This window comes from Rufibacter aurantiacus (assembly GCF_017916345.1).
Taxonomy (GTDB): Bacteria; Bacteroidota; Bacteroidia; order Cytophagales; family Hymenobacteraceae; genus Nibribacter; species Nibribacter roseolus.
Map to the genome: position 1 here is coordinate 22,205 of NZ_JAFMSV010000003.1, position 16,938 is coordinate 39,142.

Below are 16,938 nucleotides of genomic sequence, written 5' to 3' on the forward strand. Positions count from 1 at the left end.
AATTAAAATCCTCTTCCGCCACCTGGGTACCCACCACCCGGACGGTTCATGTCATTGTTAGGGCGAGCACCGCTACCACCAAACATGCGCAGGTTGTAGTTAAAGCTCAGCATGAAGTAGCGCTGCAATACGGTGGTCTGCACGTCTTCAAAATACCCGTTGTAAAAATTCCGCTGGATGCTGGTGTTCTCACCCAGAATATCAAAAGCTGACAACCGGATTTCGGCCTGGCGGTCTTTTAGGAATTTATACCCGATGCTGCCGTTCCAAAGCATGAACGTGGGGTCAATCCCCTCAGCTAAACCGCCGTTGTACTGGTGATTCAGCTCAGTAGTGAGGTTTAGGCCTTTCCAAACAATCCAATTTAGCCTGAATTGGCTGCTCTGGTTGTAGTAGTTGTTGTCCTGGTTTTTACGATCCGGATGAGAGTACTTCGCATAATTATAGGTGGCATTGGTGGCAACTAGGAAGTCAAAGTTCTCACTGATGTTGGAACTTACTACCACACCACCGCCCATGTTGGAAGTAGTAGTGTTGTTTTCTACCCCATCTATAAGCCCTGGCGTTTCGTTATAGGTGGCATTCAGGTTCAGGTTGAGGTTAGACTTAATGAAGGCCAATGGCAAACCATAGGTCAGGAAGGAACGCAGGGAGTATTGTCCATTCAGGTTCACGGGTCTGTTCAATTGCTGGTTTCCTCTCAAGGTATCACCTGGAGACACAATCAACTCCCTATTAGGAGCATTTCTGGGTGTGATCGTGTTTCTACCAATGTAGTTCTGGGACGTCGAGCCGCCCAGCACAAAGAAGAAAGAAGAGGACCTCCCAGGGTTGGCAGACGAGTACCGCATGTTGAAGTTATGGTTGAAGCTTTGGCCTAAACCTGGATTGCCCTGGTTCCAAACAAGTGAATTGGATTTATCAATGGCACTCTGCAACTGGTCTACGCCTGGCGTTTGGGAGCGGCCGTTGTAGAAGATTCTGATGTTACGGTCCTGGTTGAAGTTGTAACGCACCATGGCAAACGGCAACACATTGTGATAATTGTACTCAGGGTTGATAGGAGTAGGGTACAACTGATCGGTTTGCATGTTCAGGAACTGGTAGCGGGCGTTCAGCATCACCTGGAAATCACGGGTGTTGTAGCGCCAGCCGGTGCCAAACTCCTGTGTCATGGTTCTGTTCTCTACGGTGCTGGATTGGTTAGCCAGCAGGTTGTCATACACCTCACTGTTTTCAGCGCGATTATAGGTACGCTTGTCGCCGTCTGAGTTGCTGTAGTTGGTGGTGTAGGTAAGTTGCAGTTGGGTGTTTTTGGTCAGGGGCTCGGTGTAGTTCAGGTTAGCACCCAGGTTCAGCCCTTTGTTGTCCAGGGTGGAAACCTGGTCAAGAATTTCAGTCTTCTCCTCGGAGATAGTTTCTGAATATTGTTGGCTGTTGCCTTTGTTCTGGTTGTACCCTGTTGTCACGTCTAAACTGATGGTACGGCCTCTTTTAGGGAAGCTGTGACGATAGAGGATGTTGTTGTTGAAGTTCATCCCGTCCAGGTCAGACCCGAAGTTGTTCAGCAGGCTGGTGAAAGGAGATCCGGCCAGGGTAGCGCCCCGGTCAAAGCTGGTGCCGGTGTTGCTCTGGAAGCTCAATCTCGGGCGGATGATGATGGAGTTGGCCGAGTCAATGTTGTAGGTCAACCGCAGGTTGGCGCGGTGGTTCACGTTCTTAGTGTCTGAGTTGCCGTTCTGGCCGTAGGTGCTTTCCTCTGAGCCGTCAATGCCGTACTGGCGGAAAAGGGAGTAGTTGGCTCCGGTATTGGAGTGGTTGAAGAAGTAGCTGCCCTGCACGTCTACTTTCTTGCCCCATTTATCAAGGTAGTTCAACCCGATGGCGTTGGTACGGGCAATCCCGTTATTGGAGTTCACCAGGAAATCGCCGGTATTGTTACCGCCGCCCCAGCCTCCGCCGCCTGGTCCGCCACCACCGCCACGGGGACCACCGCCGCCGCCACGGTTTCCACCGCCCCGGCTAGAGGCACTGGCTACGCCCACCAGATCTTCTGAGGAGAAGTTCTGCTCGTTCACGTTGTTGCTCAGACCTACAATGGAGATGCGGCGGTCGCCCTCAAACTGGTTGATGTTTCCGCTGATTCTGTAACGTCCGTCCGTTCCGGCTCCCGCGCTGATGCGCCCGAAACGGCCGGTTCTGAACTCAGGCTTGGTCACGATGTTGATCGTTTTCTGCTCGTTTCCGTCATTGAAGCCCGTAAACTGCGCCTGGTCGCTCTGGCGGTCAAACACCTGGATTTTGGAGATTACCTCGGCGGGCAGGTTTTTCAGCACCGCGCTGGGGTCTTCCCCGAAGAATTCTTTTCCGTCTACCAACACGCGCTGCACGCGCTCACCCTGGGCCTGCACCTGTCCGTTCTGGATGGTAATACCCGGCATTTTCTGGATGAGGTTCTCGGCGTTGGCATCGCGGTTTACCTTAAAAGCCGCGGAGTTCATCTCAGCGGTATCTTGTTTCTGGATCACGGTAGCGGCCCGACCTACCACTTCCACCTCGCGCAGGGTAGTGGCGCCGGAGGTGAGGGTAAGCGTACCCAGTTGGATAGGAGCACCCGTAGCGGTAACGGAACGGTACAACGTACCGAAGCCCAGGTAAGAGATCTTCAGCACAAAACGCCCGTTCTGGACACCGGCAATTTCAAAGCGACCTTCCACATCGGTAGCGGCGCCCTTGTAGACGGAGGAGTCCTGCGCGTTCAGAAGCGCCACTGTAGCCCCGATAAGGGGTGAGCCGCCGCCCACGGCCTGTCCTCTCACGGAGGTAGTCTGGCTGTACCCTAGATAAGAGATTAAAAGAAATAAAAAGAGTAAAGGTATTTTTCTCATTGCCTCATAGTTTCGATTTAGACCATTACCAGAGGACTTGGTTTAATACAGGCAAAAAAAAACTGTTTAAAGGCTGTTTTCTCAAAATCAGCCTTTAAACAGTTTTCATGTTTTTAAATCAGCAGCGTGCGCCTAACTACTTTTTACCCTTTCAAAAAGGCCAGCAGCGGCTGGAGGAAACGGTTGTAGGCTTCAATGTGCGGCAGGTGCCCCACGTTGTCCAGTTCCACCAGTTTGGCATTAGGGATCTTTTTGGCGGTTTCTTTGCCCAAGGCCGGGTAGTTGCCCAGTTTCTCGCGGGCGGCGGCCGGCGCGTTGGCTTTGCCTAGGGCGGTACGGTCGCGTTGCCCGATGATGAGCAGGGTGGGCATCTTGAGCTGGTCAAACTCATAGACCACCGGCTGCGTGAAGATCATGTCATAGGTGAGGGCGGCGTTCCAGGCTACTTTGGGGTAATCGGGTCCGGTGGTCCAGCCGGCCAGCAGGTTCACCCATTTGTCGTACTCAGGTTTCCATTGGCCGCCATAATAGTTGTCCAGCTGGTATTTCCTGATGCTTTCCTGCGTCTGCTTCAACTCGCCGGCATACCATTTCTCTACGGTCTGATACGGTACCCAGCGCTTCCAGTCCTCCAACCCGATGGGGTTTTCCAGCACCAGTTTTTCGGCTGTTTCAGGGAACATGAGCGCAAAACGGGTGGCCAGCATGCCGCCCATGGAGTGGCCCAGCACGGTAACCTTCTGCACCCCTAAAGTATCCAGCAAACCCTTGGTGTTCTGCGCCAGCATCTGGAAGGAGTACTGGATGTTCTGCGGCTTAGACGATTTCCCAAACCCTATCTGGTCCGGGATGATCACGCGGTACCCGTTCCTGGACAGGTCGCGGGCGGTTTGCTCCCAATAGGCGCCGTTGAAGTTCTTGCCGTGCAGCAACAGCACCGTCTTTCCGTTGGCTTTCTGGGGTTTCACATCCATGTACGCCATCTTAAAAGCCTGCTGCTGCACCTTCACCGGGTGGAAAGCCACCGGAAACGGGTACGGGTAATTAGTGAGTTCAGCATCCAGGGGTTGCACCTGGGCGTGTGCGGCAAAGGCACTGGAGAGGAAGAAGGCAATGAATAGTATTCTGAGGGATTTCATGTTCAATCTGATGGCTAGATGCAGGGAAAACGCAAAACAGTTTAGAACATTGTTTTACGAAATGAGGCCCTAAACGCCCACGGCTCCCTGGAAGAAAAATAGAATATCAACCATTGCTGGTTATTTGGTCGCCACCCGCCAGAGGGTATTGCTGGAGTCATCAGCGACCAGCAGGGAGCCATCCGGAAGTACGGCTAGGCCCACTGGGCGGCCATATACCTCGCTTTTCGCGGAATCAGCAATGAAACCGGTCAGGAAATCTTCGGGCGGGCCGCTGGGTTTTCCGTTCTGGAAAGGGACAAAAACCACTTTATACCCCACCAGGTCAGAGCGGTTCCAGGAACCGTGCTGGGCCACAAACGCGCCGCCCCGGTATTTACCCGGAAAAGCAGATTTCTTGTAAAAGGCCAGACCCAAAGAGGCGGTGTGCGCGCCCAGTTGTACCTCGGGCACCAGGGTTTTCTTCACCAAGTCGGGGCGCTGGCCTTTCATGCGGGGATCTTCGTTCTGCCCGAAATAAGCGTAAGGCCAGCCGTAAAAACCGCCTTCTTTCACGCTGGTAAGGTAATCGGGGACCAGTTCATCGCCTAGCTCATCGCGCTCGTTCACGGCAGCCCACAGGGTGTTGGAGCCCGGCGCCCAGTCAATGCCCACCGGGTTGCGCAGGCCGCTGGCGAATACCCGCTCCCCAGATCCGTCGGGGTTTATCTCCAGGATGCTGGCGCGCCTTACCTCGTTTTCCATGCCGTTCTCACCGTTATTGGAGCCAGACCCTACCGCGATGTAGATTTTGGAGCCATTGGGGTGCGCTAAAAGGTTGCGGGTCCAGTGGTTGTTATAGCCACCGGCGGGCAGTTCCAGGATCTTCTCGCCTTTGCCGGTGATCTTAGTTTGGCCGGGTTGATAAGGGAAACGCCAAAGGGCATCGGTGTTGGCCACATAAAAGTAATTGTTGAGCACCAGCATCCCGAAGGGCTGGTTCTGCCTTTGCAGGAAAGTGTACCGCTCCTCGGGCACCCCGTCCTGGTTCGTATCCCGGAAAAGAGTGATCCGGTTTGCACTTTTACCCATGTTCTGGGACATGGCCTGCCCGGTTACCTTGGCGGCAATTTTCTCGGCGCCTTTTTTGTCCGTCTCTGCTTCAGACACAAAGATGTCGCCGTTGGGGCCCACGTAGATCCAGCGCGGATTGCGCAGGCCATCGGCGAATTTGGTTACCGTAAAGGCCGCGGGCGCCACCGGCGTTTTATCAGCGGGCCAGCCAATCACCTTGCTGTAGTTCTTCACCGATTCGGTGGCATAGGGTTGGGGCAGGGGCTCTCCCGCAGTGGTTGGGGCTGTTTGCGCCTGGGCGGCGTCACTGGCTTTTTCTTCTTTGGATGGGGAATTGCAGGCGAATAAGAGGCTTCCTAAGAGGAGGCAAGCTGCCGGAATCCGTATTATTTTCATGTTAAGAAGGGGATTGGTACGTATTTATTACAAGTATATACGCAGACGAGGAGAGAAGTTGAACGCTGGTTTTTCTGGTGAGTATCAAGCTTTGTTTTGGGTGCGTTTTTGGGAAAGTAGCTTCAAATCACCTGGTGCCATGTTATGCGCAAATGACAGATAAGGATGGCGGGGCATCTTTAACAATACTTTAACTTTTCATTAGGCAGGCCTTAACACCTTGGCATATAGCACTCTACTATCTTTACCAAAAAACAACCTACCTATGAAAACCCTGAAATTCACCCTCAGTCTGCTGGCTTTACTGTGCACTTTTTCCCTGGCCTTTGGGCAGGAAGGGGTGATTGTGTACGAAGTGAAAATGAACATGCACCGTATGCTCAGCAAAGAGCGGGAAGCCATGAAAAGCATGATTCCCGAATACAACGTGAACAAGCAGGCCCTGTACTTCAACCCCGAGGCTTCTTTGTACAAGCGCCTGGTAGATGAAGAAGAGGAGGCCACCGCTGGCTCAGGCGGGGTGATGTTCAGGGAACGGAATGCCTTCTGGGAGCTGTACCTCAAACCAACTCAGTCTAAAAGGGTTTCGCTTCGCGATTTCAATGGCAAAAAGTACCTGGTACAGGACAGCCTGACCATGCTGCCCTGGAAATTTGGCGAAGGAACCAAAACCGTAGCCGGCTACCCCTGTAAACAAGCCTCATACTTTGATGAGAAACGGAAACAGACCGTAGTGGCCTGGTACACCGACAAACTGCGGCCTTTCCTGGGGCCAGATTCCTATGCCTCACTGCCGGGTGCCGTGCTGGAGGTAGACATCAACGAAGGAGAGCGGGTGATCAAAGCCCTGCAGGTAGATCTGCGGCCGCTCAAAAAAGGCGAACTGGTGGAGCCCACCAAAGGAGAAAGGATCTCTGAGAAACAATTCCAGGCGCTGATGAATGAACAGATAGAGCGCATGCGCCAGAACGGCGGCAATATGATCATCCGGAACTAAGCACCCGCTAACCCAACCCAGTCTTATTCTGTATGAAAGAACTTTTACTTTTTGCCTTCCTTTTGGTAGGCCAGGTAGCCTTTGCCCAAAAGATTTCTATCAAAGGGAAAGTCCTGGACGAAAAAGACAGCCCATTGCCTTCTACCACGGTCCTGCTTTTGCAGCCCAAGGATTCCACCCTCGTTTCCTTTACCTCCACCGATGCCCAGGGCGCTTTTGAGTTTAAAAACGTGAACAAAGGCACTTACCTGCTTAAAATCTCCTTCGTGAGTTACAAGCCTTTCTACCAGACCATTGAGACCCCGGAAGCCGCAGGACTATTGGAGGTGGGTACCATTAAACTGAAGCCAGCGACCAATGAACTGGGCGAGGTGCTGGTAAAAGGCGAGCAGGACCCGGTGACCATCAAGAAAGATACCCTGGAGTTCAACGCCGGCTCTTTCAAGACGCAACCAAACGCGGCCGTGGAGGACCTCCTGAAGAAACTGCCCGGGGTGCAGGTGGAGACCGATGGTTCTGTCTCGGTGCAGGGCGAGAAAGTGAAACGTGTGACGGTAGACGGGAAAGAGTTCTTCGGGAACGACCCTAAGATCGCCACCAAGAACCTGCCCGCCGATGCGGTGAACAAGGTGCAGGTCTACGACAAGAAATCTGACCAATCTGAGTTCTCCGGCATTGACGACGGGCAGCGCACCAAAACCATCAATTTAGAACTGAAGGAAGACCGCAAGAACAGCATGTTTGGGAATGCCATGGCGGGCGTAGGCACCAGGAGCCGTTTCCAGAGCAAGTATAACCTGAACCGGTTCCAGAAAGGAAAGCAGTTCTCGGTGCTGGGTATGGGCAACAACGTGAACACTCAAGGTTTCGGGATTGACGAGTACCTGGCTTTCTCGGGCGGCATGCAGCAAATGGTTTCTGGCGGGCGGTTCAGGATTGAGATTGGCGGCAACTCCGGGATTCCGCTGAACAACGGCGGCCGCACGAACGGCCTGATGCGCACCTACGGCGGCGGACTCAACTTTGCACAACCCTTGGGCAAGAACACCGAGGTGAACGGCAATTACTTCTTCAACCACCTGAACCATGACGTACGCAGTACCATTGACCGGGACGAGGTGCGCACCACTGGTCCGCTGGAGTTCACCCAGACCGGAAGCCAGGAAAATACCCACACAAACCATCGTCTGAACCTGGCTATTGACCATAAAATAGATTCAGCCAACTCAGTGAAGTTCACCACCTCCCTGGGCATGAACCAGACAAAGGCATTTGGCAACTCTCTGAGTGAGACCAGAACCGGGGAAGGGCAGTTCCAGAACCGCAGCGACAGCAGAAGCAACGCCAGCGGCGAGGGGCAGAACCTGGACGCCAGCCTGCTGCTGCGGCATAAATTCCCCAAAAAAGGCCGCACGCTTTCGCTCACCACCCAAGCCAGGCTGAACAACGCTGACAATGAGAATCGTCTCACCGGCGTGAACGAGTACGCCAGCCAGCCCCGGCAGGAAATAAACCAGTTCCGGGTGAATGAAACCAATACCTATAGCTACAGCGGTAATTTGAACGCCACCGAGCCGCTGGGTAACCGCCGCTACCTGGAAGCTTCTTACCTTTTCAACCAGAGCCACAACGAGTCTGACCAGCAGGTGTATGACCTGCAGGAAGGGGAGCGGGTTTTAAACCAAAGCCAGAGTAACCTCTACAACAGCGATTTCCGGTACCACCGGGCGGCAGTCAATTTCCGCATTAACCGCAATGCCTTCAGCCTTGCCATCGGGCCTGGGTTCCAGCGCTCAGAGTTGTTTGGCTACGTGCGCCAGAAAGAGAACATGCCGGTGCGCAAGACTTTCACCAACGTGCTGCCCACCGCGCGCTTCAACTATGAGTTCAGCAACAACCGCCGGGTGGAAGTAGATTACGAAACGTCTATCCAGGAGCCCAGCGTGCGCCAGCTGCAACCGTTGCCAGACAGCAGCAACCTGCTGAACGTGTACGTGGGGAACCCTGGGCTTCGTCCGGCTTACCAGCACCAGCTGCGGGTTAATTTCAGTATGTTCAACCCCGCTTCCATGATCAGCTTCTTCGCCTTCGGGCTCCTGGACTACACCACCGATGCCATCACCAATTCAGTGCGGTATGACCAGAACCTGGTGCGCACCACGCAGCCGGTGAACGTGAAATACAGCCGCATGTCTAACCTGAACCTGAGCCTGGGGTACCCGCTGCGCAAGCTTAAAAGCCGCCTCAACGCGGGGGTGAGTGTACAGGAGCAGCAGGGCCTTAACCTCATCGACGAAATACCCACTACCGTGGACAACCGCACCTTCTCGGGCAACCTGCGCTACGAGTACCGCCTGGACCAGAAGTTTGACCTGAGCCTGCGCGCCGACCTGAGCCTGCAAACTACTGATTACAGTTCTGAGGGCAGCCAGGACCAGCGCTTTGTGAACCAGACCTACACCGGCGAGACCAACGTGTACCTACCTAAGCAGTTCCACCTGAATTCCACCCTGGAGTACCTGGTGTACCACAACCCGCAACTGGGTTTCCGGCAGAATATTCCACTGCTCAACGCTTCTGTAGCCAAGCAGTTTCTCAAGAACAACAGCGGCGAACTGCGCCTCACAGCCGTGAATATGTTGGACCAGAACCTGGGCATCTCACAGACCACCGGCCCCAACTACGTGCAGACCGAGACTTTGAATTCCCTGGGCCGCTACTTCATGCTACAGTTCACCTACAGCCTCAACAAGCACATGAACCCAATGGCCGGCCGCGGCGGCATCCGGATTATACGATAGTTATGCATTCTTCAAATCGTTAAAAGCAAATCGCCCGGCAGGATATCTACCGGACGATTTTTTGGGGCCTTGCTAAAGGGAAGGCAGCGCCCTTTCATCCTTACGGATGACGTCGTTACGGTGTAACGACGCTACATTCTCCTGTAGCGACGTTACAATGTAACGACGTATTTATCCTTTCAGACAGCAATTCTGTTTCTACTTACTAAACAGGTCCAGAATTTAACTTGATGGTTAAACCTGATTCAGCCCGCTTGCACCACTTTATCATAAATCCTTTTCACCTGCGAATCTCCGAAGCCGTAAATGCCCTCTTTTTCTGAAAACGCCCGGAAAACGGAGGGGAAGTCTGAGTCTGAACTTTGGATGATTTCCTTGATTGTCCGCTCCGGCCTGGGCTCTTCTCCGCTTTTTGGAAAACGGTCTAAATGGGCCTGGCATACTTCCCGCAGATAGGGGAAAGCTGGGGAGGACTTAGCGGAAAGTTTTCCAAGCTTTTCTAAATCATTCTGTTTGAAAGCAGTCCACAGTTCCTTGCTTAAGGTGAGGACTTCCTCTTCCAATTTTATCCGGTGCTCAAAGCAAAAAAGCAAGTCCTGGACGGTGGCCCCTCCGAAATCCTGCCATACTTCCTGTTCATCCAGATGGGCCGGGTAGACGACATTTACCTCTTTCCTTCCGGGCAAATCATAAAGCAAAGACAAAATGAACCATAGGTTGGCCCGGCAGAAAAGGTCATAGCCAAACCACAGGTTGAATTCTGAGTTGTCTTGGGAGGAGAGCAAGCGGTTCATTTCGGCTACTACGGCGGTGGCGTATTCCTCCTCAGGAGCCTGGTAAGCAGCGCTGAGATAGCGCGCCCGGGTTTTGAAAAACTCCGGCAAGGTGTCACCGGATAGGTCACCTTCCACCAGGCATTCCCGGGTTACTACCATCTGCCCGCTTAAACCCATGGCCTTAAAGCGGTCGGTTAGCGCATCGCCATTTAAGATGTGGTAAACCATGTTTTAACTTAACATTTTTAGCCCGGAAGCAAAAAGGTCATTGCCCTTTGGTGAAAGAACAATGACCTTTTTGAACTAGTTATTTCATGTTTATGATGCGCTTAGGCTTCGCCCATCATGAGCCCTTCAATGGTGTGGGCCTGCACAATGGGTTCTAAGGTATCTACCAACCGGTAGGTGAGGTGCTGGCGCACGCTTTCCGGGAGTTTTTCAAAAAAGGCCCTGGAAACCTGCAGGTCGTGGCGCTCGGCGTTGATGCCACCGGGCGCGTCTACCCCCAGCACCAGCGCCGGACGGGCCTTGTCTGATCCGTTGCCGGTGCCCCGGTGAATGGTGAGCGCTGAGCGGGCCGAGATGTCGCCCATCTGCGGCATTTTACGCTGGGCCCGGGCCTCGTAGCGCGGATACAGAGATTTGGGAGGGAACATGCCGTGCTCAAAGCCATCGGGTAAGTCCCACTGGGTACCGGGCGCAATCTCAAACGGACCCATGTCTTCAAACACATCCACGGTAGTGAGGTTAAATGCCAGGGAATTGAGGCGGCGACCTATGATGGTGTCTTCGGGGGCGGGGAAGTCGCGGTGCCAGGGTTGGTTTACCGCCCCGGGGTTAGGCACGTCAAACCCTATCTCCACAATCTTGTAATCTGGCCCCAGCACGGCCTCGCACACGGTGGTTACCCAAGGGTGCGTGACCAGGTCAATGAAGCCGCTGATGTTTTCGGGGTGGATCTCCACGTAGTGCCGCTTGGGACCTCGGCCCACCGCCCCGCCAGGTCTTTGGAGGGCATCTTCGTAGAGCGCCAGAACGTCCTGGTGCAGTTGCTGCACCCATTCCCGGCTGAAAGCGCCTTTAAGACCGATGATTCCCTCGCCGTAAAGGCCGCCCATGATCTGGGCTATATCGTAGGCAGGTGTCTTGCTTTCCTGCGTGCTCAGGGTAGCAGTGGTACCCTGGTGATGTTCTTGCCAACTGTTTTCCATATCTCTCCGCTTTTTCCTGCAACTGTTGAAGGCTTATGATGAAATATTTAGAACGAGCGGGTAGGGGTTTTGTTTCGGGCAAAAAGGTAGGGCCAGTCATCAAAATCCGTCGTGTTCAACCACCAGGAGAAGGGCAAAGCCAAGGCAGGGTACATTCATTTTTAGGCCAATTTTTGGAAAACAGACATAGAAAGGGCATAAAAAAAGAAGACTCCCACAGGGAGCCTCCTTTTTACCTAATCCTATTTTTTTCCTATGATTCTATTTATTTCCAGTATTTAATTTTTGATGAATCGCTTATAAGTGACCTTGCCGTTATGCTCCAGGGTAAGCATGTAGAGTCCGGCCGGTAAAGCCTGTACGTTGACTTTGTTTCCTTTTACCCTGGTTTTCATCACCTCGCGCCCGGCCAGGTCCATGATCACAAGGGTGTTGCCGTCCAGGTTTTTAGAAGCTGAGAAACGGAGCTCACTGGAGGTAGGATTCGGGTATAGGCGCACGCTGGCTTTCAGTTCGGCGTCTTCTTTCACGCCCAAGGGGCCGGGGTTGTAATAGATGTTGTCAAAGAATAACTCGGCGCCGGCGGGTGGAGGCGTCACGGAGGCCACCATGAACGATTGGTTCACGTTGTTGAGGTTAAAGCCGCTTACCGTCATGAACCTGGACAATGGAATGGAAACCTGGTGCCAGTTGCCGTCGCGCACCAACCCGAATTGATCACCGGTCTCTGGGATGTTCACCCAACTCTCCACCTCGCCGCTCTTTATGCCCACCTTGAGCGTGCCGGGGGCAGTGGTTTTCATATGGAATCTTAGTGAGCCGTTGGCGGCAAACGCCGATAGGTTTTTGGGCTTGTTCGCAATCCCGAAGCCGTACCAACCTTTGCCTCCTGTCTCCTTCACGGCGATGACCTCAGTGCCCTCAAAGGAAACGGGTGCCGGTACAGTGATTTGGGAGAGCGTTCCTTCCCATAGGTAGAGGTTGGCGTCGTTCGTGTAGCTGAGTTTGGATAAGGTTTGCGTGGTCTCGGTGTAGATACCGTAATTGCCGGCGGCGGAGATGGGTTCCTGACCGGTGGAGATGTCATCCCCGGCGTTCTGGTATAGTTTGATATAGTCCACGTACATCTTGGCCGGCAAAGGAGCCGTGATGCCTGATGGATTGGTAATGCCGGGGTAATTGCCGCCCACGGCCAGGTTCAATACCAGGAAATGTGGGTTGTGGAATTCCTCCAAATCACTGCCAGCGGCCCCGGCGGTATTGAAGGCGAAGAACTCATGGTTGTCCACGTAAATCCGGATGAACTGGCTTGTCCAGACCATTTTGTAGGTGTGGTAATCGTTGTTCAAGTTAGCCGGGGTGTCATAGTGGGTGCCGTAATCTGCCTGGCTGTTGTTGTGCTCCCAGTGCACAGCGGCCCCTACGCGCCTGTTGGTGAGCCCAGCCTGAATCGCTTCCCTGATACCCATCTCCAGAATATCTATCTCCCCGATGGCTGGCCACACGCCCCCCACAGTGCCTAAAGTCCAGAGAGCGGGCCAAAGGCCGTTCTGCAGATCGGGGACTTTGATGCGGGCTTCCACCGTGCCGTATTTGAACTGCACCTTGCCTTCGGTTTTGAGGCGGGCCGAGGTGAACTGGCGGGTCTGGAATGCTTCGCGGCGAGCTTCTATGACCAGGTTCCCGTTTTCTATGCGCGCGTTTTCCGGACGGTCTGTGTAATACTGCAACTCGGCGTTGCCCCAGCCGCAGAGATTCCGGTTGCAGCCGTCTCCCACCTCAAAAGTCCAGTTATTGGTATTAATGGTAGGTCCGTCAAAGTTCTCTTCCCAGACCACAGTTTGGGCCTGCCCTGAAGGAGACAGGGCCAGTAGCAACCCCAAAGAACCAATCGTTTTCTTTAAGGATTTGCTTTTGAAAAGAAAGGCATAGTAATGGTGGATCATGCAGTAGAAATTTGGAGTGAATGGGGGATAAGGGCACCTTTTATTGCCGTCTTCACTTCCAAAAGTACTCTTCTCCTGATTTTCAGGCTCAAATTGCCCTACTACAATACTACATCAGGGTAAAGAGACTACTACAACATTTCTACATCAGGGTCTTTCTTGTTTACAGACCATGCCTTTAGGGTTACCTGTAAGCCATAGCGGACATATCAGATGGAAGCCCTGTTTCCCAGTAGATGGTTGGACTATTTTCAATAAAGTCTGCTCCCCATCTCCGTTTTTAGCCCATAAACAGAAAACCCCGGTCTGAAAAGGCCAGGGTTTTCTGTTTATGGTTTTAAGGCCTTTTTCTGAAAAACGGCTTTAAATCACTTCTTATAAAACAACTTTGGTGGGCTCAGAGGCGGCCTGCACGTGCAGGGAGTGCTGGTGGATTTCCTGGAAGATGGCTTTCACAAATACTTCTTCTAAGCCTTCGCGGGCAGCGGCCTTGAGGCGGTGCTCCATCACCTGTTCCCAACGGCCGGTTTGCAGCAGGTTCATCTTGTTTTCTTTCTTGAGCAAACCAATCTGCTTGGCTACCGCCGAGCGGCGGGCAAGTACGTTGATCAGCTCGTTGTCCAGGTAGTCAATAAGGTTACGGAGTTCGCTCAGTTCTTCCTCGTTCTGGGTGGCAGAAGAAACCACGCGCTCTACTACCAGGGAAGCCAACAGGTCTTTCAAACCTTCAGGGGTTACCTGCTGGGCGGCATCGCTCAGGGCCACGTCTGGGTTGCAGTGGGTTTCAATCATGAGGCCGTCTACCTGCAGGTTAAGGGCCTCCTGGCTGATTTGCTGGAGCAAGGAACGCTTACCGGCAATGTGGCTTGGGTCGCAGATCAAAGGAATCTCAGGCAGTAGTTTCTTGAACTCGTAGGCCATGTTCCACTTGGGGTGGTTGCGGTACGGACGGCTATCAAAGGCCGAGAAGCCCCGGTGAATAGCCGCCAGATCTGTGATGCCGGCCCGGTTCAGGCGCTCCAGGGCACCCAACCACAACTGTAGGTCTGGGTTTACCGGGTTTTTCACCAGTACCGGCACGTCCACGCCTTCCAGCGCATCGGCAATCTCCTGTACTGAGAAAGGGTTCACCGTGGTACGGGCACCTACCCACAGCACATCCACGCCTTGTTTCAGGGCATCGTTCACGTGCTCAGCGGTGGCTACCTCGCAGGCAGTCAGAAGGCCGGTTTCTTCCTTCACGGTCTTCAGCCATTTCAAACCTACTTTGCCAATTCCCTCAAAAGCTCCCGGACGGGTACGCGGTTTCCAGATGCCGGCGCGGAAAATGGTTACTTCCGGCACGACCTGCAAACCGCGGGCGGTGGCCAACATCTGCTCTTCGCTTTCGGCGCTGCAAGGACCGGCAATAATCAAGGGTTGTCCATCGGCCCGTTTGAAGATGGTTTTAGGCGACAGGTTTAGGTGCTTCGTACTCATAAGGAGATTTCGGTTTTGGCCGAGGTTAAGTGTTTTGAAATTCTGTTTGTTGCTTCTTCAATCTTGGTTTCGGGGAGGCAGAGGGAAATCCTGAGATAACGCTCACCCTGCGTCCCGAATATTTTTCCCGGGGTAAGAAAGACCCCGGCTTCGTAGAGTATTTCGTCTAAAAAGGCTTCCACGTTGATCACTTGGTCGGGTACCCGGGCCCAGACAAACATGCCTACCGCATTTTTCTCGTAGGAACACCCCAGGAGTTCCAACAGTTCATAAACTTTCTGCCGGCGCTGGGCATACACCGCGTTGCGGGCTTCGTGCCAGGCATCTGGGTTAGACAATGCCTGGATGGCAGCGTGCTGGACCGGCAGAAACATGCCGGAGTCAAGGTTGCTTTTCACGCGCAGCACGCACTGGAGATAGTCCTGGCGGCCCAGCACCATGCCTACGCGCCAACCAGCCATGTTATGCGATTTGCTCAGGGAGTTGAACTCCAGGCAGCATTCTTTGGCGTTGGGCAAAGACAACAAGCTTAATGGCTTTTCATTGGGCAGCACCAGGCTGTAGGGGTTGTCGTTGGCCAGCAGGAATCTGTGTTTGAGGGCCAGTTGCACCAGGTTCTCCAGAACCTCGGCGGTAGCCTCGGCGCCGGTGGGCATGTGCGGATAATTCACCCACATGAGGTTGATGTCTCCTCCGGCCAGCAACTGCTCCAGTTCCTCTTCCTGGGGGAGCCAGCCGTTCTCTTCCTTTAAAGAATAGAAGACTGGTTCAGCACCTACCAGTTTGGCGGCCGCGGCATAGGCCGGATAACCAGGATTAGGCACCAGCACTTTGTCGCCGGGGTTCAGGAACGCCATGGACACGTGGAAAATCCCTTCTTTGGAGCCCATAAGCGGCAACACTTCCGTCTCAGGGTCCAGGTCCACGTTGTAAGTGCGCCCGTACCAGCCCGCAATGGCCTGCCGAAGCGGTGCGATGGAGTTGTAAGGCTGGTAGCCATGCACGCCGGGCTTGTGGCTGGTTTCTACCAGCGCCTGAATGGTGTCCTCAGAAGGAGCCATGTCTGGGTCGCCGATGCCCAGGTTGATGATGTTGCGGCCCTGGGCGTTAAGAGCCCGTACTTCGGCCAGTTTGCGCGAGAAGTAGTACTCCTGCACATGCTGTAGTCGGTTGGCGCTGGAGATAATCATACTAATTCGATTTGGGCCTTTACAATAGGAGAAAGACAGCCTGCTAAACGGTCCTGCGGAAGCGGCGCCTCAGCCTTCGGATATTGGCCAATCACGTTCAGGTTGGGAGCTACCACAGTAAGCGCTTCCAGGGCCTGAGAGATTTCTTGGGACAGTTGGCCCTCCAGTTCCAGAACCCAATGCTCCCGTTGACCAGGGTTCTCTAAAGGAAGCGGCTGCAGCATGGTTAGTTCCAGGCCGTTTTCCACTTTTTCCAGGATAGTGTCCATGGATGCTTTTACCTCGGCCGCCGACAGGATCACGGTGGCTTTGTTTCCTTCAGCCGTAGATTTCTCGCGGGAGAGCACCACAAAGCGGGTGTAGTTCTCCACGTCATTGGCTACGTTTTGGTGTAGTACCTCCAGGCCGTACAACTCGGCGGCTTTGCGGCTGGCAATGGCAGCCACCCCGGTGATTTTGCCTTCCTGCAAAATGCGGGCTGTGTCGGCGGTGTCAGAGGTTTCTTTTGTTTTGATGCCAGCCAGGCTGTTGATGTAGTCGCAGCACTGCAGCAGGGCGATGGGGTGGGACCAGATCTCCTGGATATCTTCCAGTTTCTGGCCCGGCAACGCCATCAGGGTTTGATCTAACAGAAGCCAACGTTCTGCCAGCACAGAAAGGCCATACTGGTCCATCATGCCGTAGTTGGGCAACAGCGGACCCGCCAGGGAGTTCTGCACGGCCATCACGGCAAAATCCACCAAACCAGATTCCAGGGTTTCGCATAACTCCGGGAAGGAGGCGCAGGAAACCATGTGGAGGTGGGCCGCCGGGAAAAGCTGCTTGGCGGCGGTTTCGTGGAAAGAGGAGGGGCCTCCTTGGATGGCGATTTTTATGGCTCTGTTCATAATGAAAAAAGCCCCGCTTTAGGCGGGGCTCTGAGGTTTTTCTTATTGTATCTTAACGCAAAGTCTTACCTGTTGAGCCCCGGCTGAGGTCCAAAAAAGTAAAAACCGTAAAAGTAAGAATTGCGCTGAATCATTGTCTTGCTGTAAGGATGCTCAAACATACAGCCTCCTCTAA

General features: G+C 53.7%; 11 protein-coding genes. 2 read left to right on the plus strand and 9 right to left on the minus strand.

Going from position 1 to position 16,938, the window contains the following annotated elements:
• Positions 1-2 precede the first annotated feature (2 nt).
• The 3 genes from J3P34_RS10670 to J3P34_RS10680 all read right to left on the minus strand — a co-directional run bounded on the left by J3P34_RS10670 (position 3) and on the right by J3P34_RS10680 (position 5,476).
• On the minus strand, positions 3-2,888 hold the full coding sequence (locus J3P34_RS10670; RefSeq protein ID WP_210488576.1) for an outer membrane beta-barrel protein: 2,886 nt from the start codon (positions 2,886-2,888) through the stop codon (positions 3-5).
• A gap of 143 nt (positions 2,889-3,031) precedes the next feature.
• The gene (locus J3P34_RS10675; RefSeq protein WP_210488578.1) at positions 3,032-4,027 is read right to left on the minus strand and encodes an alpha/beta fold hydrolase; all 996 of its coding nucleotides are present in this window, start codon (positions 4,025-4,027) and stop codon (positions 3,032-3,034) included.
• A 120-nt stretch (positions 4,028-4,147) separates the two neighbouring features.
• Positions 4,148-5,476 (minus strand): PQQ-dependent sugar dehydrogenase, encoded by a 1,329-nt coding sequence (locus J3P34_RS10680; RefSeq protein ID WP_210488580.1) that lies wholly within the window; start codon positions 5,474-5,476, stop codon positions 4,148-4,150.
• Between the two features lie 265 nt (positions 5,477-5,741).
• On the opposite strand from J3P34_RS10680, the gene J3P34_RS10685 reads away from it, so the two are divergent.
• Together J3P34_RS10685 and J3P34_RS10690 are read left to right on the plus strand one after the other, a co-directional pair.
• A complete protein-coding gene (locus tag J3P34_RS10685) occupies positions 5,742-6,473 on the plus strand; it encodes a GLPGLI family protein (protein ID WP_210488582.1) in 732 nt (243 codons plus the stop codon).
• A 32-nt stretch (positions 6,474-6,505) separates the two neighbouring features.
• Positions 6,506-9,274 (plus strand): TonB-dependent receptor, encoded by a 2,769-nt coding sequence (locus J3P34_RS10690; protein ID WP_210488584.1) that lies wholly within the window; start codon positions 6,506-6,508, stop codon positions 9,272-9,274.
• A 245-nt stretch (positions 9,275-9,519) separates the two neighbouring features.
• Here J3P34_RS10690 and J3P34_RS10695 read toward each other — a convergent pair whose 3' ends face one another.
• From J3P34_RS10695 to J3P34_RS10720, 6 genes are all read right to left on the minus strand, one after another.
• On the minus strand, positions 9,520-10,278 hold the full coding sequence (locus J3P34_RS10695) for a DUF1835 domain-containing protein (protein ID WP_210488586.1): 759 nt from the start codon (positions 10,276-10,278) through the stop codon (positions 9,520-9,522).
• A 101-nt stretch (positions 10,279-10,379) separates the two neighbouring features.
• A complete protein-coding gene (locus J3P34_RS10700) occupies positions 10,380-11,261 on the minus strand; it encodes a phytanoyl-CoA dioxygenase family protein (protein ID WP_210488588.1) in 882 nt (293 codons plus the stop codon).
• Between the two features lie 278 nt (positions 11,262-11,539).
• Positions 11,540-13,207, minus strand: a complete 1,668-nt coding sequence (locus J3P34_RS10705; RefSeq protein ID WP_210488591.1) for a family 16 glycosylhydrolase — start codon at positions 13,205-13,207, stop codon at positions 11,540-11,542.
• A 375-nt stretch (positions 13,208-13,582) separates the two neighbouring features.
• The gene (locus J3P34_RS10710; protein ID WP_210488593.1) at positions 13,583-14,686 is read right to left on the minus strand and encodes a chorismate mutase; all 1,104 of its coding nucleotides are present in this window, start codon (positions 14,684-14,686) and stop codon (positions 13,583-13,585) included.
• Entirely contained in the window at positions 14,683-15,876 is a 1,194-nt protein-coding gene (locus J3P34_RS10715) for a pyridoxal phosphate-dependent aminotransferase (protein ID WP_210488595.1), read from the minus strand. Before J3P34_RS10715 ends, J3P34_RS10710 begins: the two co-directional genes overlap by 4 nt.
• Entirely contained in the window at positions 15,873-16,763 is an 891-nt protein-coding gene (locus J3P34_RS10720; protein ID WP_210488597.1) for a prephenate dehydratase, read from the minus strand. Before J3P34_RS10720 ends, J3P34_RS10715 begins: the two co-directional genes overlap by 4 nt.
• Positions 16,764-16,938: the final 175 nt, after the last annotated feature.